This window comes from Bartonella sp. AD13SXNS (assembly GCF_042196465.1).
Taxonomy (GTDB): Bacteria; Pseudomonadota; Alphaproteobacteria; order Rhizobiales; family Rhizobiaceae; genus Bartonella.
Genome location: NZ_JBHIQI010000002.1, coordinates 162,146 through 186,408, shown reverse-complemented (window position 1 = coordinate 186,408; position 24,263 = coordinate 162,146). Strand labels below are relative to the sequence as shown.

General features: G+C 34.3%; 16 protein-coding genes and 1 pseudogene. 7 read left to right on the top strand and 10 right to left on the bottom strand.

Annotated elements, in window-relative coordinates; genetic code table 11:
• Positions 1-12: 12 nt before the first annotated feature.
• The 7 genes from ACFIMQ_RS02780 to ACFIMQ_RS02750 all read right to left on the bottom strand — a co-directional run bounded on the left by ACFIMQ_RS02780 (position 13) and on the right by ACFIMQ_RS02750 (position 10,997).
• Positions 13-2,898 (bottom strand): EAL domain-containing protein, encoded by a 2,886-nt coding sequence (locus ACFIMQ_RS02780; RefSeq protein WP_375703343.1) that lies wholly within the window; start codon positions 2,896-2,898, stop codon positions 13-15.
• Positions 2,899-3,301: 403 nt separating this feature from the next.
• On the bottom strand, positions 3,302-4,576 hold the full coding sequence (locus tag ACFIMQ_RS02775) for a M16 family metallopeptidase (RefSeq protein WP_375703342.1): 1,275 nt from the start codon (positions 4,574-4,576) through the stop codon (positions 3,302-3,304).
• Between the two features lie 83 nt (positions 4,577-4,659).
• A complete protein-coding gene (thrC, locus tag ACFIMQ_RS02770) occupies positions 4,660-6,057 on the bottom strand; it encodes a threonine synthase (protein ID WP_375616028.1) in 1,398 nt (465 codons plus the stop codon).
• 626 nt (positions 6,058-6,683) lie between these two features.
• Positions 6,684-7,046 (bottom strand): hypothetical protein, encoded by a 363-nt coding sequence (locus tag ACFIMQ_RS02765; protein ID WP_375616163.1) that lies wholly within the window; start codon positions 7,044-7,046, stop codon positions 6,684-6,686.
• Between the two features lie 212 nt (positions 7,047-7,258).
• Positions 7,259-7,579 carry a hypothetical protein gene (locus ACFIMQ_RS02760; RefSeq protein ID WP_375703341.1) on the bottom strand — a complete coding sequence of 107 codons (321 nt, stop codon included), beginning with the start codon at positions 7,577-7,579 and terminating at the stop codon, positions 7,259-7,261.
• A gap of 221 nt (positions 7,580-7,800) precedes the next feature.
• Positions 7,801-8,157: a hypothetical protein gene (locus ACFIMQ_RS02755; protein WP_375703340.1), complete on the bottom strand. Its 357-nt coding sequence runs from the start codon at positions 8,155-8,157 to the stop codon at positions 7,801-7,803.
• Positions 8,158-10,301: 2,144 nt separating this feature from the next.
• Complete coding sequence (locus ACFIMQ_RS02750) at positions 10,302-10,997, bottom strand: HAD family hydrolase (protein WP_375703339.1); 696 nt, start codon at positions 10,995-10,997, stop codon at positions 10,302-10,304.
• 318 nt (positions 10,998-11,315) lie between these two features.
• Here ACFIMQ_RS02750 and ACFIMQ_RS02745 point away from each other — a divergent pair, with 318 nt between their 5' ends.
• Positions 11,316-12,452 carry a site-specific DNA-methyltransferase gene (locus ACFIMQ_RS02745; protein ID WP_375703338.1) on the top strand — a complete coding sequence of 379 codons (1,137 nt, stop codon included), beginning with the start codon at positions 11,316-11,318 and terminating at the stop codon, positions 12,450-12,452.
• A 753-nt stretch (positions 12,453-13,205) separates the two neighbouring features.
• Here ACFIMQ_RS02745 and mutY read toward each other — a convergent pair.
• Positions 13,206-14,264, bottom strand: a complete 1,059-nt coding sequence (gene mutY / locus ACFIMQ_RS02740) for an A/G-specific adenine glycosylase (protein WP_375703337.1) — start codon at positions 14,262-14,264, stop codon at positions 13,206-13,208.
• 201 nt (positions 14,265-14,465) lie between these two features.
• Between mutY and ACFIMQ_RS02735 the strand changes: the two genes are divergently transcribed.
• The 4 genes and pseudogenes from ACFIMQ_RS02735 to ACFIMQ_RS02720 all read left to right on the top strand — a co-directional run.
• A complete protein-coding gene (locus ACFIMQ_RS02735; RefSeq protein ID WP_375616033.1) occupies positions 14,466-14,966 on the top strand; it encodes a DUF721 domain-containing protein in 501 nt (166 codons plus the stop codon).
• 83 nt (positions 14,967-15,049) lie between these two features.
• Positions 15,050-15,706: a DsbA family protein gene (locus ACFIMQ_RS02730; protein WP_375703336.1), complete on the top strand. Its 657-nt coding sequence runs from the start codon at positions 15,050-15,052 to the stop codon at positions 15,704-15,706.
• A gap of 166 nt (positions 15,707-15,872) precedes the next feature.
• On the top strand, positions 15,873-18,539 hold the full coding sequence (gene ppdK / locus ACFIMQ_RS02725) for a pyruvate, phosphate dikinase (protein ID WP_375703335.1): 2,667 nt from the start codon (positions 15,873-15,875) through the stop codon (positions 18,537-18,539).
• A 705-nt stretch (positions 18,540-19,244) separates the two neighbouring features.
• Positions 19,245-20,152 (top strand): annotated as a pseudogene (locus ACFIMQ_RS02720) (integrase); the annotation flags it as partial.
• 139 nt (positions 20,153-20,291) lie between these two features.
• Here the strand turns inward: ACFIMQ_RS02720 and ACFIMQ_RS02715 are convergent.
• Complete coding sequence (locus tag ACFIMQ_RS02715) at positions 20,292-21,131, bottom strand: peptidoglycan-binding domain-containing protein (RefSeq protein ID WP_375703386.1); 840 nt, start codon at positions 21,129-21,131, stop codon at positions 20,292-20,294.
• A 1,020-nt stretch (positions 21,132-22,151) separates the two neighbouring features.
• Between ACFIMQ_RS02715 and ACFIMQ_RS02710 the strand changes: the two genes are divergently transcribed.
• Positions 22,152-22,496 carry a DUF5330 domain-containing protein gene (locus ACFIMQ_RS02710; RefSeq protein ID WP_375703334.1) on the top strand — a complete coding sequence of 115 codons (345 nt, stop codon included), beginning with the start codon at positions 22,152-22,154 and terminating at the stop codon, positions 22,494-22,496.
• 138 nt (positions 22,497-22,634) lie between these two features.
• Positions 22,635-23,045, top strand: coding sequence for a SufE family protein (locus ACFIMQ_RS02705; protein ID WP_375607835.1), 411 nt, complete (start codon positions 22,635-22,637; stop codon positions 23,043-23,045).
• A 99-nt stretch (positions 23,046-23,144) separates the two neighbouring features.
• Here the strand turns inward: ACFIMQ_RS02705 and ACFIMQ_RS02700 are convergent, their stop codons facing one another.
• Positions 23,145-23,582, bottom strand: coding sequence for a MucR family transcriptional regulator (locus ACFIMQ_RS02700; RefSeq protein WP_375607792.1), 438 nt, complete (start codon positions 23,580-23,582; stop codon positions 23,145-23,147).
• Positions 23,583-24,263 lie beyond the last annotated feature (681 nt).

The window sequence follows — 24,263 nt, the reverse complement described above, 5'->3', positions numbered from 1 at the left end:
TTATTCTATTCCTTATGTTTTTATTTTATAAGGGAAATGGCTCTGAACGAGAGTGATTAATTCTTCTATGGTAATTGGTTTCGTGACAAGTGTGCTTTGAACATATTTACAGCCTTCTTGACGGAGGAAGATCGCTTCTTTTTCACTTTCTACACCTTCCGCGATAATTTGCAAGTTAAGATCTGTTGCCATATTAATGATAGACTTGAGAACAAGTTTCTTCTTGAGAGAGTCGATTGAGATAAGTGAGCGATCAAGTTTAACCATATCAAATGGATAACGTACAAGATAGGTCAGTGACGAATAACCTGTTCCAAAATTATCGAGTGCGAGATTCATTCCAAGTATTTTAATTTGTTCAAGAAAGTGCGCTGATTGTTCAGGATTTTTTCTTAAGACAAATTCAGATATTTCAATCATTAAGCGTCCTTTGTGAAGCGGATGGCGAAGCAAAGCGGCACGCAATTGACTAATAAAACGAGGATGAAGCATTTCTGCGCTTGGTAAATTAATTGAAATAAAGAAAGATTGTTGGGAAAATTTTTCTTGTACATTTATAAGATCGATAATGGCATTATCGATGATAAATTGTGACAAATCCATAACAATTTGTTCGTTTTCTACGATTTTTATGAAATCAGAGACATTTAAATTTCCATAAGTTGGATGATGCCATTCTACAATTGTTTCAAAACCAATAATATGTCCATCTGATAAATTCAGAATAGGATGGTAAAGGATTTTCATCTCATTACGTCTTATGGCATAATGAATATCTTTTTCCAGAGTATTATGTTCGAGACCCAGAGTGCGAAAATTAGGACGAAAAGGTTCAATATGATTTCCACCCATTTGTTTTGCGCGAATCATTGCTAATTCACTATCATTAAAAATATCTTTAGCAGTTGATCGACTTTCACTCCATGTAACCAATCCGATAGATGTTGAAAGGATTATTTTATTTTCTGAAAGTGAAATAGGAGCGGAAATTGTTTTGTGCAAATGATCTGCAAATGCTGCAATTTTTTGTGGTTCAGTTTCACTGAGTAAAATAATTGCAAAGCGGTCTGCTGAAAGGCGCGATAAGGTATCTTGAAAATTAATGAGACGATTTAAACGACGTGCGATTATAAGAAGTACAGTATCTCCAACAGCGATACCTAATTTGCGATTAATTTGGCGAAAATTATCAAAATCAATCATAAAGACGGTTGGTCTAATTTTGATATTTGCTTTAGCCAAAGAGGTATAGTTTTGTAGTCTATCAAAGAAAATTTGTTGATTAGGAAGTCCGGTTAAGCTGTCGTGGATTGCATCATGCAATAAGCGTTCTTCAGATTTTTTATGATTTGTAATATTGACAATAGTTCCAATGACACGGGTGATTTTTCCATCTTTTTGCATAGCTGGACGTGCGCGAAGAGAAAACCAATGATAATACCCCCCCCCAGAAGAAAGCCGAAAAATTTGATCAATGCGCCCTTTTTTATTTTTAAGAATGATATCCAATATGGCTTGAAAGCGTTCACGATCATCATGGTGCAAGGCTGAAATCCAGTTGCGCATAGGTCCATTGAGATTATGAATTTCAGTACCAAAAAGGGTTGCCATGTTTGGATGGACAACAATGCGGTCACGCTCTATATTCCAATCCCAAATAATATTTCCAGCTCCCTTTGCTGCCAGTACTTGTTGTTCAAGGTCGGAAAATATTCCTTCATGAAAAGCATCATTGGAAAAAGTTTGTTGCAAGACAGTAAAGCTAATGAGAAGAACAATAAGCACTAATCCCCCTGCTAATGCTGGCTGGATAATATCATTGTTTAAATGTCCTGCTATGCAGGCATAAGCTCCAACACACCAAAAGCTAATGAGCAGCCATGTTGGAATAAGCATAATTGCGCGGTCATAGCTTCTGATTGAGAAATAGATGATTAACATGATACCAAGAACAGCGGTAAGACCAAAAGACAAACGCGCAATTCCAGCGGCTCTGATTGGATCATAAATAGCAAAGGCTCCTAGACTGCAAAGGGCAATGGTCCAAGCGATAGCACCATAACTAAAATGATAATGCCAGCGATTAAGGCTGAGGTAGGTAAAAAGAAAAATGAAGAGTGTAGCGGCAAGTGCTACTTCTGTACCAGCACGCCAGATTGGCTGTGTTGTAAGTGTAACTGCAAAGAATTTATTTAAAAAGTTGAAGTCAATACCAATATAAAAAAGCACTGCCCAAGCGACAGCCGCTGTTGCAGGAAATAGTCCTGTCCCACGGACGACGAAGAGAACAGTTAACAAAAGCGCTAAGAGACCTGATATACCAAGAAGAATACCATGATAAAGCGTATAAGAATTAATTGCATCTTTATAAGCTTCAGGTTGCCATAAATAGATTTGCGGTAGATTTGCAGAGTTAAGTTCGGCTACAAATGTAACAACAGCACCAGGATTAAGGGTAATACGAAAGATATCAGAGTTTGCACTCGGTTGACGATCGAGAGAAAAACCTTCGCTTGGTGTTATGGATTGAATTCTTGCTGACCCAAGGTCTGGCCAAAAAAATCCAGAACGCGCCATACGGTAATGGGGAGCAACGATGAGACGATCAACTTGTTCATCTGTTGGATTTGCAAGAGAAAAAACGGCCCAATTTCCGGAAAAATTTTCACTTTTTGCCTGCACTTCAATACGCCACACAATACCATCTGGTCCTGGCGCTGTACTTGTTTGAAAAATAGAGTTATTTGTATGGTGAATTTCAATTGCTTTTGAGAGATCAAGAGCAGCATCCTGAGAAGAAATTTTAACTGGTTCAATTGCTTGTGCTGATGTAAGATGGACAAAAGAACTAACGATTACAATGAAAATGATGTCAATTATTTTACGCAAACTCTTCACAATGTCCGACTCTCAATATTTTAGGATGTTTAGTTTTCATTTAGATTTTTGAGAAAAAACACCGCCCACCTTTTACAATTTATCTACATAATAGATTGTTATCACTTTTTCTTAAGTTATATGATTTTATATATAAATAAACCACATACCCACTTGCTTCAATGGAACTTGAAGCGAATGGAGTTTTATATTTTAAAAGGGCAAAGCTAAACCATGAATTTCTAGATTTCACGGATATACCTTTACTGATTAGAATCTTTATCACATGAAGTATGAATTGGGTAGTTTTGTACACCTCTTTGCCCACTATTTCCAAAACTTATTTAATGAAGAGGGCTTTTGTGGTAAATTTTATGATAAAATATGTTTATGTTATTGTGATGCTGCTTTGAAAAGTAGTTTTTTATTTTAGCTTGTATGAAAGAGTTGACGTTAAATCATCAAAATTCATGAGAGGTCCTACAGGTCCTACAGCGGTTAGTGTTGGAGTGGAATTTGTAAAAAGACGATGCGCTAAATCAGTTAATCTTGTAGGAGTGATGAGATTGAGGCGTTCAATTGTTTCCGATATTGGAATGGGGCGACCGTAAAGGAGTATTTGGCGTGCAATGAGATGTGCTTGACTAGAGGGATTTTCCTGTGACATTACAAGATTAGCGCGATATTGTGTTTGTGCTCGTTGAAGTTCATTGGCGTGAATATTTTTGCTGACCTTGGAAAGTTCATCAAGAATCACAGGAAGGAGCTCTTTGAGCCCCTCTTGTCCAGTAGCTGCATGAACACCAAAAAGCCCAGTATCTGAAAATCCCCAATGAAAAGCATAAATAGAATAGCATAATCCACGTTTCTCTCTTACTTCTTGAAAAAGACGTGAGGACATACCACCACCAAGAATAATTGAAAGAATTTGGGCTGCATAAAAATCACGTGCGTGATAAGCACGCCCTTCAAACCCTAGAATAACTTGTGTATCCATTAAATCACGATACTCACGAAAGTCGCCGCCGACATAATTTGCAAGATTAATAAGAGGTGCGGTTGAATGAGAGCGAAAAGTACCAAGACGACTTTCAACTTCTCGCAAGAAACTTTCGTGTTTTACAGCTCCAGCTGCAACGACAATCATACGATCTGCACTATATTGTTTATTGATAAAATCATGGAGATCAGCAGAGGTAAATGATTGAATAGTTTTAGATGTTCCTAAAATAGAGCGACCAAGGGATTGATGACGAAAGGCTGTTTCTGTAAAGTGATCAAAAACAATATCATCAGGAGTGTCATGGGCAGCACCAATTTCCTGAAAAATGACTTGTTTTTCTCGTTCTAGTTCATCTTCGTCAAATTTTGAATGCATCAAAATATCGGCTAAAATATCGATAGCAAGCGGGATATCGCTTTTAAGTACACGTGCAAAGTAAGCTGTTGTTTCAATACTGGTTGTGGCATTAATTTCACCGCCAACATCTTCAATATCGGTTGCAATTTGAAAAGCGCTACGATTTTCGGTTCCTTTAAAAGCCATATGCTCAAGTAGATGGGCAATACCATGCTGTGTGGAGGTTTCATTGCGTGAGCCCACTTTAACCCATATTCCGAGTGCAACACTATCAATTTGTTGCATTGTATGTGTGGCGATAGTCAAACCATTATTTAGGCGACAGATATCTACATCCATGTATTTACAACTCCATTAAAAAGCTAAATACCTCATTGTTAAGGGCATTAGAATATTCTTGATTTAAATTAATGCTGCTAACTTTAATAAGATGCACGCGATTTTAAAGAAATATAATTTTTTACTATTTTTTCATCATTAGCAAGACTTATAAAGTGTTCTTCGCATTCCATTACATCATTGAGATGGGGGGGCCATGGGGCATGAAGTCCACAAGCACTTTTGAGAGTATCAGGAAATTTGGCTGGATGAGCCGTGGCAAGGACGATCATTGGAATATGCTGTTTTTTGTTTTCACGCGCTACTTTAAGGGCGACAGCTGTATGTGGATCAATAAGATAGCCACTTTCCTTATAGACACTATCAATTGTTTGTGCTGTTTCATCCATGTTGCTTGTCCCAGCGGAAAATAGGGAACGAATATTTTTGAGATGTTTTTCATCAAGAGAAAAGACCCCCATTTTTTTCAAATTTTCCATTGCATTGCGAATCCACATTGGATCACGATTGCTACTTTCAAAGAGTAAACGTTCAAAATTAGACGAGACTTGAATATCCATAGAAGGTGATGTTGTATGGACGATTGGTTGTGTTTCGTAAGTACCGCTGGTCAATGTACGTGCAAGGATGTCATTATCGTTCGTTGCAATGACCAGTTGAGCAATGGGTAATCCCATACGAGCAGCGACATAACCTGCAAAAATATCACCGAAATTTCCAGTAGGAACAGTAAATGAAACAGCTCTATCAGGCGCACCTAAGGAAAGTGCGGATGAAAAATAGTAAACAATTTGCGCCATGATACGCGCCCAATTTATAGAATTAACACCTGAAAGCGCTGTTTTTTTACGAAAATTGTGGTCATTAAACATTGCTTTAACAAGAGCTTGGCAATCATCAAAATTTCCTTCAATAGCAATAGCATGAACATTTATACTTTGATTGGTTGTCATTTGCCTTTGTTGAACAGGTGAGACTCGTCCTTTAGGAAATAAAATAAAAATATCTGAATGTTCTTTTCCAGCAAAAGCTTGTATTGCAGCACCCCCTGTATCACCCGATGTTGCAGCAACAATCGTTGCACGTCTATTTTTTTTAGTCAAAATATAATCCATAAGCCGAGAAAGAAACTGCATTGCGACATCTTTAAAAGCTAAAGTAGGTCCGTGAAAGAGTTCAAGGATAAATTCATCTGCTTTAGTTTGTCGTAATGGACAGATTGCTGGATGGTGAAAGGTTGCATAAGATTCAGCGATCATATTTTCAAAGGCTGTATACTCGATCTCGTTATTCACAAAGGGCCAAAGAATAGTTTTAGCAATTGTTGTATAGGATTGTCCACGAAGTGTTCGTAACGCATCAAATGATAATTGCGGAAATTTATCTGGAAGATAAAGTCCACCATCACTCGCCAACCCTGTCATGATAGTTTCCGTAAAGCTTAAAGCAGGAGATTCACCTCTCGTGCTGATATATTTCATAAGTCTTATCCTTTTTTATTTCTGGCAAATTGATGCAGTTATTCATTTCACGTTTTTCATAATATTTAAATTATTAAATGGATAGAAGTTTATTTTCTTCTTTTTAACTCAATAATGAAAAGAAATAGTTTTAAGCATTTTTATTTTTGAGATATAAACGTCACATTTTCACAGAAAATTTGTTATAGTCGAAAAATTTCTTTCTATTATAAATTTTACAGCATGTTTTCACTTATGTACCTTCCTCAATAATGAAATCAAATATATAGAATAGTATTTATTGAATAACTTTTTTGTAAAATTCAATTGTTCATAGTTATTTTATGCTTTTATACTTTATGAAAAATAAATCTTCTAAAATGAATGTTGAGCTGATACATTTTGGGATTCATACTGGAGGATTTATAAGGTAAATTTATGACATTTCGTGCATAAATGGATATTTTAAATAATCTTTATTGAGTTTAATTGATCATTTTGTATACTAATAGATATTATATTTGTGCTATACATATGGGAACCTAAAGTTTATCCATAGAAAGCATAAAAACAGCCTGCCAAATGATGTGAAGCAGGCTGTAAAATACCCTTATTAAAAATAGAACAAATAACTGAGCAGCTTTGAATTATTTGCCTTTAATTTTTCCTATTGCCCATCCGATTATCGCACTAAATATGGACATAACAGATCCGGTCAAAAATCCAAACCCCAAAGCTCCCATTGTAGAAAAAACTCCTAGAGTAATGGGTTCAAATACTTTTTCATATTTTCCCTCAATGGCAGATTCACTTTTTGTTTTATGAGTGAAACTCGGTACATAAAGAGCAGCTATATTGATCGTTTTTGTTTCCCCTTGCTCTATGAAAGAAACAGCTTCCCATTGAGCATCATTTTTCAAATGATTGGCATGAACATTTATAACTTGTGAAAGCAAAAAAGCGACCGCTATAAAAATATTTAATACGTAAGTTTTCAATACTTTAATCATCATTTACCTCCAATACTTTTACTGTTGTTTTAGGATAAATTGATACATTGACAGAATTAGTGCCCATTGAGAGAAACAGAAGTATTTAAAGATTTCTTCATTCTTAATGTGATAATTCATTAGTTTTTTTATCATTAATAATAGATAAAAACAGAATGTATCTACAGTTTATCTTTTATATGAGAAGATCTTATGCTTATGAAATTTCAATTTTAACGAGATTTAAAATAGTATATTATTTTGCTGATTATCCATCCTAAAAACATACCTACCGTACTTGATGCATAACCAAGAGCCATCCCAATACCAAAAGTCCCGAGTGTAAGAGGTTCAACGATTTTTTCAAATTTTCCTTCAATAGTAGTTTCATTATCCACTCCACCATTTAGATAGGGGCTATAGAGAGAAACGGTATGGACTGCATCTTGTTTTTTTTGCTCTATTGCAGAAACAAAAATATTCTCACCATGAGTATTATTTTGCAAATAGCCTGCATGCGCATTTATAATCTGTGAAAGAGAAAAGGCAGACATAATGAAAATACTTAACATATGATTTTTAAACAATTTAATCATAATTTACCTCAAATATTTTATACTATTCAATATATATGCGTAAATTTATATTTTGGATATTTGGATATAATCTACAACATTTATATTTCATGGAAAAATAAGCTTCATTATGTAATCATTTGCAATGAATTATCGATTCATAATGAAGCTATTATTCTAGAGTTATAGACGAGATTGAATTATTTAAACATCAATACTATGTCCTTTATCCAACTTATTATCGATCCTATAAAACTCATTGCATATCCAGCGAACAATAGTCCCATTCCTATAGTCATAGGCTCAACAACCTTTTCAACTTTTCCTTCAAAGGTTGTCCCATTTTCTGTTCTATAACTTACAGATGGAACATGGAAAGCAGTCATAGAAACTGCGTCAGATTTCACATTCTTTACTTGTTCCATTAGGACAACAGAACACTCTTCTTTTGGAGCCTCTTTTTTTAAATAGTTTGCATTAACATTTATGGTTTGTGAAAGAAAAAAAGCGCTTGTTATAAAAATGCTTAAGACATAACTTTTAAATATTTTTACCATAACTTTACCTCAAATATTTTTAATTTGGATATACAATTAAATATACAATATGTGTACATAATTTACTTTATAGAGAACAACCATATGTCATTATGTATTTTTAGTCAATATTAAAAACACATATTAAAAATATAACGATAGTTTTTATAAAAATTATTGTAAAAAAGTAACACTAATAATTACAAAAAATATTTTTTAGCGTTTATATATGTATTACTATATGTTATTTTATAATTGTCATATAGTATTAATATATTTTATAATATTGTAAGATATATTTTAAATATTTCATTATGATATAATTATATAAAATAATACCTAAATATCGTATCTTATTATAAAAAATCTTAATATTATTTTTAATGAGTCTTAATAAGATAATATAATGAATATAATTGATATTATTTTAATACATTTAGATACAATACAATTGATTAAAATTTTTATGAAATAAATCTATAAAGTCTATTTTTATTATCTATTTTGTAATAAAAATATATGAAAATGGTGATGTGTTGATGAAGATATTCTTAATAATTAATGTCTTAAGGGAAGTTCTATAAATTTTGTTCGCTATAGGAGTGTTATAAATAGTTATTATTATGGAATATGTATTCTGTAGATGGTTTATTCAATAGTTATGTTTAATTATATCATGATGACATAATGCTATTGCTTACTCCTCGCTTAATTATATCTACTTTTATGTTATAGATCCTAAAAGATGTACAGTTCTCTTATAGTGTGAAGTAGAGTGTGAGTTGGATAGAGATAAATGATATTATCTTTCATCTTTTTCACTAAGGTGAACAGCATTACCACGGTGCAAGACAGTGTATAGAAGAATATCAATTCAGACATATTTATGCGTGCCGAAAGATCAGCAAGGGATAATATTTTTCAACATTTTCTTCTATCCAACCTGAAGAGATATTTTTGTTTTTTAGAAAGAGTATTTTTAAAAAGTTGGATTGTTTTCCAAAAGGTTTGGTTTCATTGCCTATTAAAAAAGTCTATGAAGTGCTCTCAAAAAATTTTGAAGCTTGCTGTTATCTCTTTACATCATCCAATACTATTATATGTTTCATATTTACGCGCTTGTTTTAAAGAGACCTTTCTCAAGGAATTTAAGCCTATTTCATAATGATGTCTTATGATTTTTATAGTATGGGGCAGTATAATGATAACCCCCTATAATATAAAAGTCATAGGGCATCACCATCTTTACGTTTATAAAGGAGAAAAATGGCATCATCATACATTTTGCGCGTTCCTCGTATTGCAACACAGTCTTTGGCACTTGAAATAATTCATTAAGAGGCATTTTAATTCCTTATTTTTCATTGATTCAACATATCCAGATTTGAAATGAGAGCTTCTTAAGATATTTGTTTTTTTAATTTAAATAATGCTAGTTTATTGTTGTAAATCAATATATTGCTTATCAATTGCGTGGTATGGAATTTTCCTATGTAATCACACCCTTTTGTTAGGATGTCTTTTCTTTATCTTTTGTAATTTCAGAGAGGCAGGACTTATTGATGCAGTTAAAATATTGTTTAAACAGCAATATAAATAAACGTTTAACAAGTTTACTAAATTTAGATTAAGGAAGTATAAGCCCTTATAACTCAGCAGGGGTGCTTTTGTTGTTTTCAACAAACTCTTGTGTTCCATAGGTTATACGAATTTTAATATGTTTCTCCATGATTAAGGCGCCCATACCATACAATTTTACTATGGCATGTGATTTCTTTGATCAGATGAAGGAGGCATAGCGATTTTCACATCTTATCGGTAAGGAGTTGTAATATTCCTTTTTTGACAAATCTCATAATTTATCAGGATGGGCTGCTGAGATTGGGAGTAGGATATCGGATTTGAGATAGATAAGCAGGTTTTGATTTCTAAGAGTTCACATTCTTGTTTTTTGCTTCTTTTTAAGCATGTGCAATGGTTAGTTGACTTATGGTTGTTCAATGAGGTGCCATATTTTTTTCTTTGCATTGAGATGCAATTGATTTGGGTTGTGAATCACACATTTATTGAAGGTCTTATAAAAGAGGAGGAGTGAGAAGGAGAGGATATTTTGGCAAAAATACCTCTTACGAGAGTTTATAAACTGATATATTTAAGAGATTTTTTTATAATAAATCTCGCCATACTGCCATGGCTTCTAAGACTTCTCCTAAATGAGCATGTTTTGCGATAACCGTTTCTGCACCAGCTTCTGCAAGTGCATTAGAGTGGCCAAGATAGCTATGTGATCCTCCCGTAAAGCCGATGGCACGCATTCCTGCTGCTTTGGCGGCATGTACACCATGAATTGAATCTTCTATAACGATAGTGTTTTGAGGCTCTACTTGTAATTGTTTTGCGGCAAAAAGGAAAACATCAGGGGCAGGTTTGGTTTTTTTTGTTCCAACTTCAGGTGCAGAAAATATTTTACCTTCAAAAAGTTCATAGAGACCAACAGTGGTGAGCATCTCTTTTATATCGATGCTCTTTGCATTAGAGCAGATACAGTAGGGATAGCGTGTTTGAATAATTTCTACTGCTTCTCTTACATCATCAAGAGCACGTAATTCAGTTTTTATTTGTGTACGAAAAATATCAGTCATTTGATCTATGAGATGAGCAGAAATTGGTTTTTCTGTTTCCTGTTCAACTTGTTTAAGAATATCGCGAAAGATAAGCCCTGCAAAACGTTCGCTCAATTCTTCAGGTGAGATTTCATATCCTGTTTGTTTGAGCAATTGAGATCCAATTTTTGCTGCAAGATATTCAGAGTCGACGAGAACACCGTCACAATCAAAAATAATAAGATCTATTTGAGGCATAAGATATTCCTTTACATGTTACGAGATGAACAATTTTCATGAAAACGACATTGAGAGAACCTTATTTCATAAAAATATATTTTGAAAATGATTCTTATTCATTTTACGCAATAAAAGATAGAGGAACAGTATATTGAAAAAAGAAAAATTCATTCATATGGAAGTTTTTTTACTTTAAAAAAACAAAAAAGAATAATCAATTTTTCGGAACTTTAACGATACGTTTACTCTATTTTGTAAATATGGATTGGTAAAGCGGGCCTATAAACTATTTTGGTTGATTATAGGGCAAATTCAGTTCATTTTGTTGGGTTTTTCATGACAGTTATTCAGCTTCAAAAAGATTTCGTTCGTAATCCCTCTCAGACGCCATGGCGCAATAAAATTTTTAAAGGAGATTGTGTTTCCGTTTTAGAAAAACTTCCAAAACATTCCGTTGATATGATTTTTGCGGATCCACCCTATAATTTGCAATTGGATGGTGCTTTATATCGTCCAGATCATTCGCTTGTTGATGCGGTTGATGATGCATGGGACCAGTTTGAGAGTTTTGCTGCTTATGATGCTTTTACCCGTGCGTGGTTGCTTGCTTGTCGTCGTGTGTTAAAACCTAATGGAACGCTTTGGGTTATCGGATCTTACCATAATATTTTTCGAGTTGGTACGGCATTACAAGATTTAGGTTTTTGGATGCTCAATGATATTATTTGGCGCAAAAATAATCCGATGCCTAATTTCCGAGGGCGACGCTTTCAAAATGCTCATGAGACACTTATTTGGGCTGTGCGAGATCAAAAAGATAAAAAGTATACATTTAATTATGATGCTTTAAAAGCGGCAAATGAAGATCTACAAATGCGTTCAGATTGGCTTTTCCCTCTCTGCACTGGAGCTGAACGTTTAAAGGATGATTCAGGGCGTAAATTACATCCAACACAAAAACCGCAAGCGTTATTAGCGCGTATTATTATGGCTTCTAGTAAACCTGGTGATGTTATTCTCGATCCGTTTTTTGGTTCGGGAACAACAGGTGCTGTTGCCAAGCTTTTAGGGCGTGATTTTGTTGGGATTGAACGCGAGCAAGATTACATCGATGCAGCATGTGAAAGAATTGCGGCAGTTCAACCTTTAGCGCAACCAGAACTAGCGATTTTGGATAGAAAAAAAGCAGAACCTCGAGTAGCATTCAACAGTTTGCTTGAAGCAGGTTTACTCTATCCTGGAGAAGCTCTTTATGATCGTAAGAAGCAAGTATCAGCTATTGTAAGAGCTGATGGTACGATTATGCATGGTGGTGAAGCGGGCTCAATTCACGCAATGGGAAGAAAGGCTCAAGATTCGCAGAGTTGTAATGGTTGGACATTTTGGTATTATGAGGAAAATGGACGGTTGAAGTCCATAGATCATTTAAGAATGATCATACGTTCACAAATGTTAAAAACGGGTATTTTATGAACTAAGCTGATCGCTTCATTCTATTAACCACCAATGTATACTTGATCTTGATTGGGATGGATGTAAGCGCGTTTTATGCTTTTCTTAGATGCTTTGTATTGAAACACTCACCTCGCTTGTAAGCGGCAAGCGAGTATTTTTACGCTTCTTGTAGAAAAAATTAAAACGAGAAATTTCTACTCTATGTTCTGATTTTAGTTCCAAAATAGTAAAATTTCAATATAATCTTATAAAAATGAAATATCAGAATTAAAAGGCTCATTCAGAAGTTAAAAATTAAGTGCTTTTTTAAGGTAATACGTACATCTGTAAAGTGCGTAAAATATATTGATTTATCAAGTTAATTTAGCGTTATTCATATTAAATTTTCCCCTAATGTCGTCAAACTTTCTTATTTCAAACCTGTTTCATATTGAATCAATAAAAATTACTTACTTGTATGTCATAAGCGGGGTTGGCGTGTGAATAAAAATTGTTAAAGAAAGAACTAAAAGTACCTCTTATGAACCGTTTCAAGTGCCAAGGGTGTCGTAGGGGGTGGGTAAATATAACGATGGTGCCGACTTGCTTCTTCATAAGCGAACAAAGGACAGATCCTGAAATTTAAATCTAAGATTTCTATTCCTTCTTAATTCTCATTGATAGAAAAAATGAGACATTCTACGTGTTTAAATTTTTCTTTGTAAAGATTAAGAAATGGTCATTAGGGATACAAAAGTCTCCATTAGCAAACATGTTTACGAATAAACAAGGTTATTTAAATTTGAAAGAATTGGGAAGTGCTACGGAAATGGCTTTTTTCATAACAGTAGGGAGCGCTTCTTTGGCAAGATGTTGAATGTTGCACCACCAACCATTTTCACAATTCATTTCATGAATATCTTCAGTATAGTAGACATCGAGTTTTAGAGAAAAGTGAGTAAAAACATGCGTAATTTGCCCTTTGAATTGCCAATTGGCAGGAAAGGGGGCGTTTTGGAGCCCATTTTTGTTGTTTATATCAATATTGTTAGGAATTTGGGTCATTCCACCAAGGAGTTTTTGCGTCTGTCGTTTTTCCAAATAAATTTGTTTATTTTTATTAAGAACCACAAAGGCACTACCTGTTTTTGAAGGGCGTTCTTTTTTAGGGGCTTTAACTGGAAAAGACTCCGGTTGTTGCATCTTTGCCGCTTTGCATAAACTTTGAAGAGGGCAGATATAACAAGATGGTTTGCGTGGAGTACAAATGGTTGCTCCCAAATCCATCATTGCTTGAGCAAAGTCACCAGGACGATTTAAAGCAGTAATTTTTTGTGTTTTTTCTTTAATTTCAGCTTTTGCTTTTGGTAATATTGAAGCGATAGCAAAAAGGCGCGCTATTACACGTTCGACATTACCATCAACCACTGCCACAGGATGGTTAAAAGCAATTGCGGCAATGGCTGCGGCAGTATACTCTCCAATACCGGCTAGAGTTCGCAATTCTTTTACAGATTGTGGAAATTGTCCTGCGTAGTTTTCAACAAGCTGTCTCGCACATTTTTTAAGATTACGTGCGCGTGAATAGTAACCAAGTCCAGCCCATGCTTTCATAATATCATCTTGTGAGGCTATTGCTAAAGAAGGAAGATCAGGCCAAAATTTCAGAAATTTTTTAAAATAGGGCTTAACCGTTTCAACGGTTGTTTGTTGCAGCATGATTTCAGAAAGCCAAACCTGATAAGGATCAGGACGGATACCTTGTCTTTGCTCTTCGGGGGTAATCCGCCATGGGAGGTTTCTATGATTTTGATCGTACCAAGAAAGGAGGTGCGAAGAAATTTCATACATGATTGTTTTCAAGCATAGAGAGATGTAAAATGCAAAAGAAAAAATATTTATTTTGTAGTTCTTTTTTTTGCTCTTTTATTGTTGAGATCCTGGTGAGGAGTGGATTTTTATTTTGTTGATATTTTATAAATTAGGGAGGCAATTATTTTTAGATAAAACAAATTATTGTAATTAAGTAAATGGTTGAAAAATGATCTAAAAATGAGAAAACAACTAAAAAAACATATCTTTTATTCTCTTTCTGAGACGGTATTCAAAATACTTGATCCCGTTTTGCGCAAACGGACAGGGCTAAATGTAGAGCTTATAGAGCATTGGCCACAAATTGTGGGCCATGATATCAGTGAACATACAATGCCGCTTAAAATTATTTGGAAACGTCGTGCAGATCAAGATGAAGTTTTTCAGCCAGCAACACTTGTTGTCGCATGTGAAGGATTTGCGGCGTTGAAATTGATGCATGAAACAGAGGAATTTCTTCATAAAATTAATGGATTTTTTGGCTATATTGCTATTGATCGCATCAAGATTGAACAAAGGCGTCTGTCGGTTTTTATGAATCATTTGCCTCTAAAGCCGACTTTGAGTGAACAAGACAAAAAATGCGTGGAGAAAATGCTTGAAGGAATTGAAGATAAAAGTTTACGCCAATCACTTTATAAACTTGGCTGTTGCATTTTTTCGGAAAAAAATAATAAATAGCAAGATATTTTATATATTTTTCTTTAATATATGAGAAAGCATTGGATTCCTATTCGTTTAATAACAACAGAAAAGTATTATTTATGGTAAAATTTCGTTCTTTTTTATCTTTCGGGATAATTTTTCTCTTCATAACGATTGTACAAAATAGTGTAACAGTTGCTTTAGCGCGTGATCTCAAACCAGTGGCAACAGTTGATATGGCTGAGCTTCTTCAAACGGGTAAAGTAAAGGATCGCTTTGAGGGAGAGGCGGATGCACCAGTCATCATTGTTGAGTATGCTTCGTTAACATGTGTTCATTGTGCACATTTTTACAATGATATACTTCCTCAAATTCGCAAAAAATATATCAAAACAGGAAAAGTGAAACTGATTTTCCGCGATTATGCTTTTGACCCTCGGGCAACAGCAGGTTTTATGTTAGCACGGTGTGCACCAGAAGATCGTTATTTCCCTTTGATAGAAGTTTTATTTCAAAAACAAAATGAGTGGGTTTGGGGAAAAGATGCTCTGACACCATTGAAAAAAATTAGCTTAATGGCGGGTTTTACAGATGAAAGTTTTACGGCGTGTTTGAAAAATCAGACCATTTTAGATGAAGTGAATGCATCTTTTGAGCGTGGTAAAGAACTTGGTGTGACAGCAACGCCTACGTTCTTTATCAATGGTAATAAATATGAAGGTGCTATGAAAGTAGAAGACTTTTTTTCGGTGATTGATAGTTTTCTTAAAAACTGAATCTTAATCTTCTAGAAGATAGATGGTGATGTGGTCATTATCTCTTTTAAGAAGATTAGGTATTATGCATTTATGAAGCGATCTTTTTTATTTCGCCGATTTTGAATCATTTAAGTTAAGCCTAGGTTGAATGGTGTTTTGATGCTGATATGGGAGGATTTGTACAATGAAAAAATGGGTTTATAGTTTTGGAGATGGAAACGCAGAAGGAAGTGCAAGCGAGCGTAATCTTCTCGGAGGTAAAGGGGCTAATTTAGCAGAAATGAGTAATCTTGGTTTGCCCGTACCGCCAGGATTTACTCTGACAACAGAAGTTTGTAATTTTTATTACGCACATGACAAATCATACCCAGAAGAGCTACAGGAATCTGTTAAGCAAGCATTAAGACGCGTTGGTGAACAAACAGGACGTGAATTTGGTAATGAGCAAAGACCACTTTTGCTTTCTGTTCGTTCAGGGGCTAGGGCTTCTATGCCAGGAATGATGGATACAGTGCTTAACCTTGGCATGAATGATAAGACTGTAAAAGCTATTGCTTTACAAGCTAATAATGAACGGTTTGCTTATGATAGTTATCGGCGTTTTATCCAAATGTATTCTAACGTTGTTTTGGGGGTAGACCATTCTTATTTTGAAGAGATTCTTGATGAGGCAAAAGAACGCAATGGTTACACTATTGATACAGAAATGACAGCAGATGATTGGAAACATGTTATTGCTTCTTATAAAGCATATATTGAAGAAAAATTAGGAATCCCTTTTCCGCAAGATCCTGAACAGCAATTATGGGGGGCGATTGGAGCCGTTTTTTCAAGTTGGATGACAGCACGCGCAGTCACTTATCGTCGTTTACATAGCATTCCTGAAAGTTGGGGAACGGCAGTTAATGTGCAAGCTATGGTTTTCGGCAACATGGGTGAAGATTCGGCAACAGGTGTTGCTTTTACACGCAATCCATCGACAGGAAAAAAAGAACTTTACGGTGAATTTTTAGTTAATGCGCAAGGAGAAGATGTTGTGGCGGGTATTCGAACGCCTCAAAATATTACAGAAAATGCGCGTATTGTTGCTGGTTCAAATAAGCCGTCTTTAGAAAAAATTATGCCTGAGGCTTTTTTGAAGTTATGTCAGATCGCGCAGAAGCTTGAGCAGCATTATCGGGATATGCAAGATCTCGAATTTACCATTGAAAAAGGTAAATTATGGATGCTGCAGACTCGTTCGGGAAAACGTACGGCTCGTGCAGCTCTCAAGATGGCAATTGAAATGGTTGAGGAGGGGGTAATAAGCCGTGAAGAGGCGGTAATGCGTATTGATGCAAAGTCACTTGACCAACTTTTACATCCAACACTTGATCCCAAAGCAGAGCGTTTTGTTATAGGACGTGGTTTACCTGCTTCTCCTGGAGCAGCAACGGGTGAAATTGTTTTTACTTCGGAAGAGGCAGAAACGGTTTCGGCAGAAGGGCGAAAAGTTATTTTGGTCCGTGTGGAAACAAGCCCAGAAGATATTCATGGTATGCATGCTGCAGAAGGAATTTTAACAACGCGTGGCGGCATGACAAGTCACGCTGCTGTTGTTGCGCGGGGAATGGGAAAACCATGTATTTCTGGTGCTGGTAGTGTGCGGATTGATTATAATACAAATACGCTATTTGCTTCAGGAGAAAGCTTTAAAAAAGGCGATGTTATCACGATTGATGGTGGAAGTGGGGAAATTTTCAAAGGGAAAGTTGCAATGTTGCAGCCTAAGCTTTGCGGAGACTTTGCAAAATTAATGGAATGGGCTGATGGGATGCGACGTATAAGAGTTCGCGCCAATGCTGAGACGCCATCTGATGCCCGTATGGGGCGTTCTTTTGGGGCTGAAGGTATTGGTCTTTGCCGTACGGAGCATATGTTTTTTTCTGGAGAACGTATTGTTGCCATGCGTGAAATGATTTTAAGTCATGATGAAAGTGGTCGTCGTAAAGCACTAGATAAGCTTTTGCCAATGCAGCGTTCAGATTTTAGTGAACTATTTGAAATTATGTGTGGTTTACCTGTTACCATTCGTTTGTTAGATCCGCCACTCCATGAATTTTTGCCTAAAACGAAAGCAGAAATTCTTGATGTTGCAACAGCTATGGGGGTTTCTGCTGAAGTGCTTGCTGAACGTGCTCAGCAGTTACACGAATTTAATCCTATGCTTGGATTACGAGGATGCCGTTTAGCTATTACTTATCCTGAAATTGCAGAAATGCAAGCGCGGGCGATTTTTGAAGCAGCAGCAGAAGCTGCCCAAAAATCTGGATCTCCTGTTATGCTTGAAATTATGGTGCCATTGGTTGCGCTTAAATCTGAACTCGATTTTGTAAAAGCGCGTATTGATCAGGTTGCTGAGGAAGTGATGAAAGAAAAGGGAGGTACTATTCAATATATGGTTGGGACGATGATTGAACTTCCAAGGGCAGCGCTTCGAGCAGATGAAATTGCTGAAACTGCTGAATTTTTTTCATTTGGAACAAACGATTTGACACAAACTACTTTTGGGATTTCCCGTGATGATGCTGCTCCTTTTTTGGCAACCTATTTTCAAAAAGGTCTTTTAGAGCAAGATCCTTTCGTATCTATTGACCGTGATGGAGTAGGGGAACTTATTACCATTGCTGCACAGCGTGGACGCTCAAAGCGTGCAAAAATAAAATTGGGAATTTGCGGTGAACATGGAGGCGATCCTGCCTCTATTGCTTTATGTGAAGAAAATAACCTAGATTATGTTTCGTGTTCTCCTTTTCGAGTACCAATTGCTCGTTTAGCAGCAGCTCAGGCCGCAATAGCAAAAAGGATGTAATGGGTTAATATTTTTTATTGTATAGTTATTACAGAAATAAATTTTTATATATTTTTTTATTTTCTTTAATAAAGGGAATAAAAATGCTTCTAAAATGCACGATAAGTTGTGTTCCGCGAGAAAGTGTTTTTTTAGAGGTTTATGAGAGAAAATATAAAGCAGGATAGACAAAGATGTATTATTAGTACACGTTCTATTGACGAACCTCTTGATAGAGAGAAACGTGTTATTGTGCAGTCAATTTACACGTTTTCTTTTTAATAGGGTTATGAACTCTCTTCACGCAAAACAGAGCACTCAAAACAAATGCATTTGTTTTGCACATTCATCTGTTGTTTTGAAGAAACATTTCTCAGTGCAAAACTCATTTCACATTGGTATTCGTGGAATGGAATTACGTAAAGTTTCTCGTAAGTTTATACCCTCAGAGTTTATAAAATCCACTGTGCGCTACCATCTTTTACATTTATGAAGGAATATCATAATTATACAAAGAATTGATTTATAATAATAAATTTAATTTCTCATCTTGAATGAGAGCTTTGAATATCATAAGATTCTCTCATTTCAAATTTATTCCATGCTGAATCAGTCAAAATCATTCGCTTTCACATAAGGAATATCGATGTATGCGGGGAAAACATTAAAGAAAAGACTAAACAATGCCTATAATGAACTGTCTCAAGTACCAAGAGTTGGAGCAACATTAGAGGCAAAGTGGATGGTGCGGGTTTGCTCAAGCGTCAAGATGGTAGCGCACAGTGGGTTTATTATTATACCATTCACGCATATCATTGTGAAATAGGTTTGGATGCCTTGAGAGTTGTTTCTTTAAAGAAAGCACGTGAATGTGCAACTCAAGTATATTTGGTTTGGAGCGTTCTGTTTTACATGAAGGGACGTGACTTCATTAAAGAAAGTGAGAAACAAAAGCGTGAAGCAATGCGTCATCTCCATTATCTAAAAGAACATTGCTTTAGATGCTTTTGAAAGACGTAAAGCAAAATTAAGAGAAAATGGTAAAGGTGAGAAGTGGTTTCTATTTTTAAAACTTCATATTCTCCCCCAATTAGGCTGCCTCCTCGTTTCAGAGATTAGGCAAACAGAGATATGCAATACTTTTTCTCCCATCTGGCATACCAAAAGCTGCAACAGCAGAAAAAGCACTGAACCACCTTAATATTTGTTTCAAACATACTGCAGCGTTAGGTTTTGATGTTGATTTACAGGCAACAACAAAAGCACATACTTTCTGAGAAAAACAACTCCATAAAATGCAAAATAGACCAGCAATGGATTGGAAAGAGGTTTCCGTCTTTTGTCTAGATACTCAGTAAAACGATAACAATGATACAATTTGACTTAGCGTTTGCTTATTCTTACAGGTACACAAATTCTTTGCGTTATGTGAGATCAGATTGATGGGGATATCTGGATAATTCTTGGCTCGAGAATATAAAAGGAAAGCGTGATGCTACAATAGAATTTCGCGTGTCCTTATCATCTGAAGCATTGGAAATTTTAAAATAAACGCGTTTGTTTTCTCGCAATGATTTCTTTTTTCTGCTAGAAGCCTCGATCCCCTTGCCATAAATTGTATGGCTCAATATGTAATGTGTAAGAAGATGCCCCTGATTGATTTAATATAAGAGGGCTTGAGATGAAGGAATTTTTTTGTATTCGGAGAGGGTATTCAACAAGAAAATTATCATTATAAATCAAGAGATTGTTTTATAATGTTGATGATTAGCTTCAATTTAATAAACCAATTTCACGCATTTTTATTAAAATTGTATGATTAATTTTACCAGTTACAGGAAGATCAAACATTTTTTGAAACTGTTTTAAGGCTTCTATCGTCTTTTGATCTTCTATTCCTGTGACAATAACCTCCTCATGACCAAAAATATGTAAAGCTTTTTGTACCCGTATAATATCTTCAACAGAAGGCTCTAAAACAGCTTCTTTTGAGTGTGTTATATTTCTTTTTGTTTTATTTTCCATTTCTATTTCGCTCTGCTTAATTAATAGCGCAATTTCATCTGTTGTAGGATGAGGTAAAACATTGTTTTGCATTTTCTGAGCAGTTTGTTGTTTCCATAAAGTGATCGCACGGCGTGTTTTAGGTCCTTCCAGTCCATCTAATGGTCCATCATAAAGTCCTAATTTTGCGAGTTCTTTTTGCTTTTCCAGCATTCTTGCTGATTGAGGGGGTAAAGGTGAATCTTTGTGGTTATGACTTTGAGAATGTAGAGAAGTCATACGAGAGAGTTCTTGTGATCTTGCTTCTTTTTCGGATAAAATAGAGCTCTTCCCTATACTTTGAGCGGAGGAAAACTTCATTCGAGTGAAAATATCTTGATGCATTGTCATTTGCAAAAATAAAGCATTAAATGAAACAAATAAAAAACTAATAGTAAAAAGAATAGACCCAACAAAAAATAAAGTATTTTTTCGTGTATAGAAATAAAGATTTTTTATACTCCAAAAAATGAAACGAAAAATTGTAAGAAGAAGTGTGATAACGATACTACTAGAGTATTTACGGCGTTTTACAGTTTTTTTTCGAAACGTCTTTCGTTTTGTTGTCATCATTTTTATTTTCAGTTGCGTTTATGTTTCACAAAGAAACGAATGCAAATTAGTTTTACTTTTCGCTAGAGAGAAATGCATTTACATTATTGTTTTTTCCTTTCAAACTCCTAGAATAAGCAGCTTCATTCTATCAATGTATAAGTTGATCAATCAACAAGAGCTCTTATCAATTTTTATTAATTTCAGATTTTACAAATCTTTAATATGTATAAAGAGAACATCAAATGATTAACGTTCAAGATCATTTTAGTGTTTGCAAACTGCATTATCACATATAATCATCTCAATAATAATATCACGTTATTCTTCATTTTTGGCGCAGATGTTTGCCTATTATTTAAAAACAAGTTAGAGATTATTCTTCTATAACGTTAAAAAGATAAGAGTCATTATATTCTTTACAATTTACATATATAGGGTTACTTTTCTGTAAACGGTTTGGTGAGAATACTGGTCTCTTAAGGTTATTATATTTTAGTGTAGCTACTTTTATATCAATTAAATTGATTTACAATGTTATAAAAAAACTTGCCTTGAGATCTGGAGATGGAGTTATAAGAGATGAAACAATTGTTTAATTTTTTGATCGACCTATTGATCATGTTGATGATGTGCTCGTAAAAATTTTAGAGATAATGTAAATATTTTATCACTATTAAAGTCAGAATAACAGAATTTTACTCTTTTTAGCTTTTTCAACTAAGCTAAGATGGTAAATTGTTATTTAAAATAAGTATGTACATAACATGATTATATCTCTCATTTTTTACCATAGTATGTTCATTAACATGATCAGCCTGTAAGTGTATAATTTTGATATTAATTTTTTACTGAATAGACAATGTATACTATTTTATACAGAGGAATTGTGTCATATTTATAAAAAAAGCCAATTATATAGCTCCAATACATGAATACTCAATTTTATAAAAAACACATTTTATAAATTGTTTATAAAGCAACAGTGTATAAAATGCTTCTTTTATTGTATTTACCACTGCCGTACATTGATTGTCCATGATACGTTTTTTAATCAAATTATCATTTCTTTTATTTTTTATTTTTGTCATTATTTCATTTTTTGTAGCAGATCCAAGCAGTAACCATTCTTCTAGCCCCAAAAATAATGAGACAACAACGAGCGATGTGATTATTGCTTTTAAGGAAGCCTTAAATGACTTAGGCGCATTTTGTGACCGTAATATAGAAACCTGCAAAGTAGGAAAATCCTTTTTAAGTTTACTTGGAGAACGCGCATATTACGGTGCAAGAGCTGCTTATGAGTATTTTGGGCACATATTAGGCAACAAAAATAATACAGAGCCTTCCCCAAACGCTTCTCGCAAAATGGAAGTAAAATAATTCTTACACAACCATACAATGTTATCTTGAAATAGGAATTTTTAACGTTCCTCATGTTATTTGTATTAGGATAATAAATATTTATCTATCCAATAAGTGTATTTAACATGATGATTAAAATGAAACAGGATTAAGATGATGGCGGAAACAATCGATAATATTATAGAAAACTTTTCGCTTCTAGATAATTGGGAAGATCGTTATCGTTATGTAATTGAGCTTGGCTACGAACTTCCACCTTTTCCGGAAAATGCTCGAAATGATGCCCACAAAGTTCGTGGTTGTGTTAGCCAAGTGTGGCTTTTATCTTCACGTAATAATTCAGAAGATCCAATATTAACGTTTCAAGGTGATTCCGATGCCCATATTGTGCGTGGACTCATTTACATTCTTCTAGCTTTTTATTCAGGAAAAAAAGCTTCTGAAATTCGCAATTCTGATGCTCACGGACTTTTTGAAAAACTTGGTTTAAATGAAAATCTTACACCACAACGATCAAATGGTCTGAAATCAATGATCAAACGGATTCGTAACGAAAGTTATATATAACCTCTCCTTTAAAAAGGTCTATACATACCAAGGCTTCACAGGAAACATGTATACTAAAAATCAATTTTACACACGAAACTATTTTTTCGCAAAATATAATTATTTAGTTTTTTTCCGCTTGCTTTTACGTCCAAGACCCATTTCTTTGGCTAAAGCTGATCGTGTTTTTGCATAATTAGGCGCTACCATAGGATAAGAACTGTCTAATTGCCACTTTTCACGATATTCCTCTGGTAACATTCCATAATGTGTCATGAGATGACGCTTTAAAGATTTAAATTTCTTTCCATCCTCAAGGCAAATGAGATAATCAGGAAATACTGAACGCTTTGGATTAACAGCAGGCCTCTGTTTTTCAATTTCAACTTCTGCTAGCTCTAGATTTCCTGCTTTACGAAAAGCAGCATGGACATCAGCAATTAAACTTGGCACTTCAGTCGGTCGAATAGAATTATTACTCACGTAGGCAGCAACAATATCAGCAACCAATGTAATAACTAAATTGCTTTCAGTCTCTAAGACTGGACGATGTTCCATTCTTGTTTCCTTTAATTTAAAATCGAGTAATTCAAAATCGAGATATAGTGCATATATTCATAATATAAAGATCTCATGCACATGGGTTTCATATTGTACAAAAATCTTTTTTGTCAATTAAATTATTCTATAAAATTGCCAAAACACAAAAAAATCAAATAAATACCTATTTTTCGTCATAATATACAATAAGAAAAACGTCCCCCTTACATGCTAGAAGATAGTTTTATTCTATAACATATCCTACATAATATCCAATATATCACAAATATAAAAAAATATAGGATAAAATTTATTATTTGTTTAGAACATAAAAATAAAATTGTTAACTATAAAAATACACCATATAAATAAGTATTTTTGTTTTAATACTTATAATTTAGTAAGTATTTTTTTAAATAAAATTTAAATTTAGTCTAATTTTAAATTTATTAAATTTTAAAAATACAAATTATTAATATTAAAATATAAAATTATTTCATTAAAATATCATTGAATATTTTTTATTATTTCATAATATAATGAAAAATCTTTATATATATTTATTCATTTCTATAAAAGTGTTCAGTTATACTGTTTTTTTAAAAATAAAATTCTTCTTTTTATAGCATAATTACCTTACCAACCTCTTTTATTATAAAAATGGTATTATATTCCTAGAAAACAATAGCTGTGATATGT

Bases quoted from the DNA above. Each gene is read 5' to 3' on its own strand.
- ACFIMQ_RS02745 (WP_375703338.1), top strand. From the start codon at position 11,316: ATGACAGTTATTCAGCTTCAAAAAGATTTCGTTCGTAATCCCTCTCAG.
- ACFIMQ_RS02715 (WP_375703386.1), bottom strand. From the start codon at position 21,131: ATGACAACAAAACGAAAGACGTTTCGAAAAAAAACTGTAAAACGCCGT.
- thrC (WP_375616028.1), bottom strand. From the start codon at position 6,057: ATGAAATATATCAGCACGAGAGGTGAATCTCCTGCTTTAAGCTTTACG.
- ACFIMQ_RS02755 (WP_375703340.1), bottom strand. From the start codon at position 8,157: ATGGTAAAAATATTTAAAAGTTATGTCTTAAGCATTTTTATAACAAGC.
- ACFIMQ_RS02700 (WP_375607792.1), bottom strand. From the start codon at position 23,582: ATGGAACATCGTCCAGTCTTAGAGACTGAAAGCAATTTAGTTATTACA.
- ACFIMQ_RS02775 (WP_375703342.1), bottom strand. From the start codon at position 4,576: ATGGATGTAGATATCTGTCGCCTAAATAATGGTTTGACTATCGCCACA.
- ACFIMQ_RS02705 (WP_375607835.1), top strand. From the start codon at position 22,635: ATGGCGGAAACAATCGATAATATTATAGAAAACTTTTCGCTTCTAGAT.
- mutY (WP_375703337.1), bottom strand. From the start codon at position 14,264: ATGTATGAAATTTCTTCGCACCTCCTTTCTTGGTACGATCAAAATCAT.
- ACFIMQ_RS02735 (WP_375616033.1), top strand. From the start codon at position 14,466: ATGAGAAAACAACTAAAAAAACATATCTTTTATTCTCTTTCTGAGACG.
- ACFIMQ_RS02760 (WP_375703341.1), bottom strand. From the start codon at position 7,579: ATGTCTGCCTTTTCTCTTTCACAGATTATAAATGCGCATGCAGGCTAT.
- ACFIMQ_RS02765 (WP_375616163.1), bottom strand. From the start codon at position 7,046: ATGATTAAAGTATTGAAAACTTACGTATTAAATATTTTTATAGCGGTC.
- ppdK (WP_375703335.1), top strand. From the start codon at position 15,873: ATGAAAAAATGGGTTTATAGTTTTGGAGATGGAAACGCAGAAGGAAGT.
- ACFIMQ_RS02730 (WP_375703336.1), top strand. From the start codon at position 15,050: ATGGTAAAATTTCGTTCTTTTTTATCTTTCGGGATAATTTTTCTCTTC.
- ACFIMQ_RS02750 (WP_375703339.1), bottom strand. From the start codon at position 10,997: ATGCCTCAAATAGATCTTATTATTTTTGATTGTGACGGTGTTCTCGTC.
- ACFIMQ_RS02710 (WP_375703334.1), top strand. From the start codon at position 22,152: ATGATACGTTTTTTAATCAAATTATCATTTCTTTTATTTTTTATTTTT.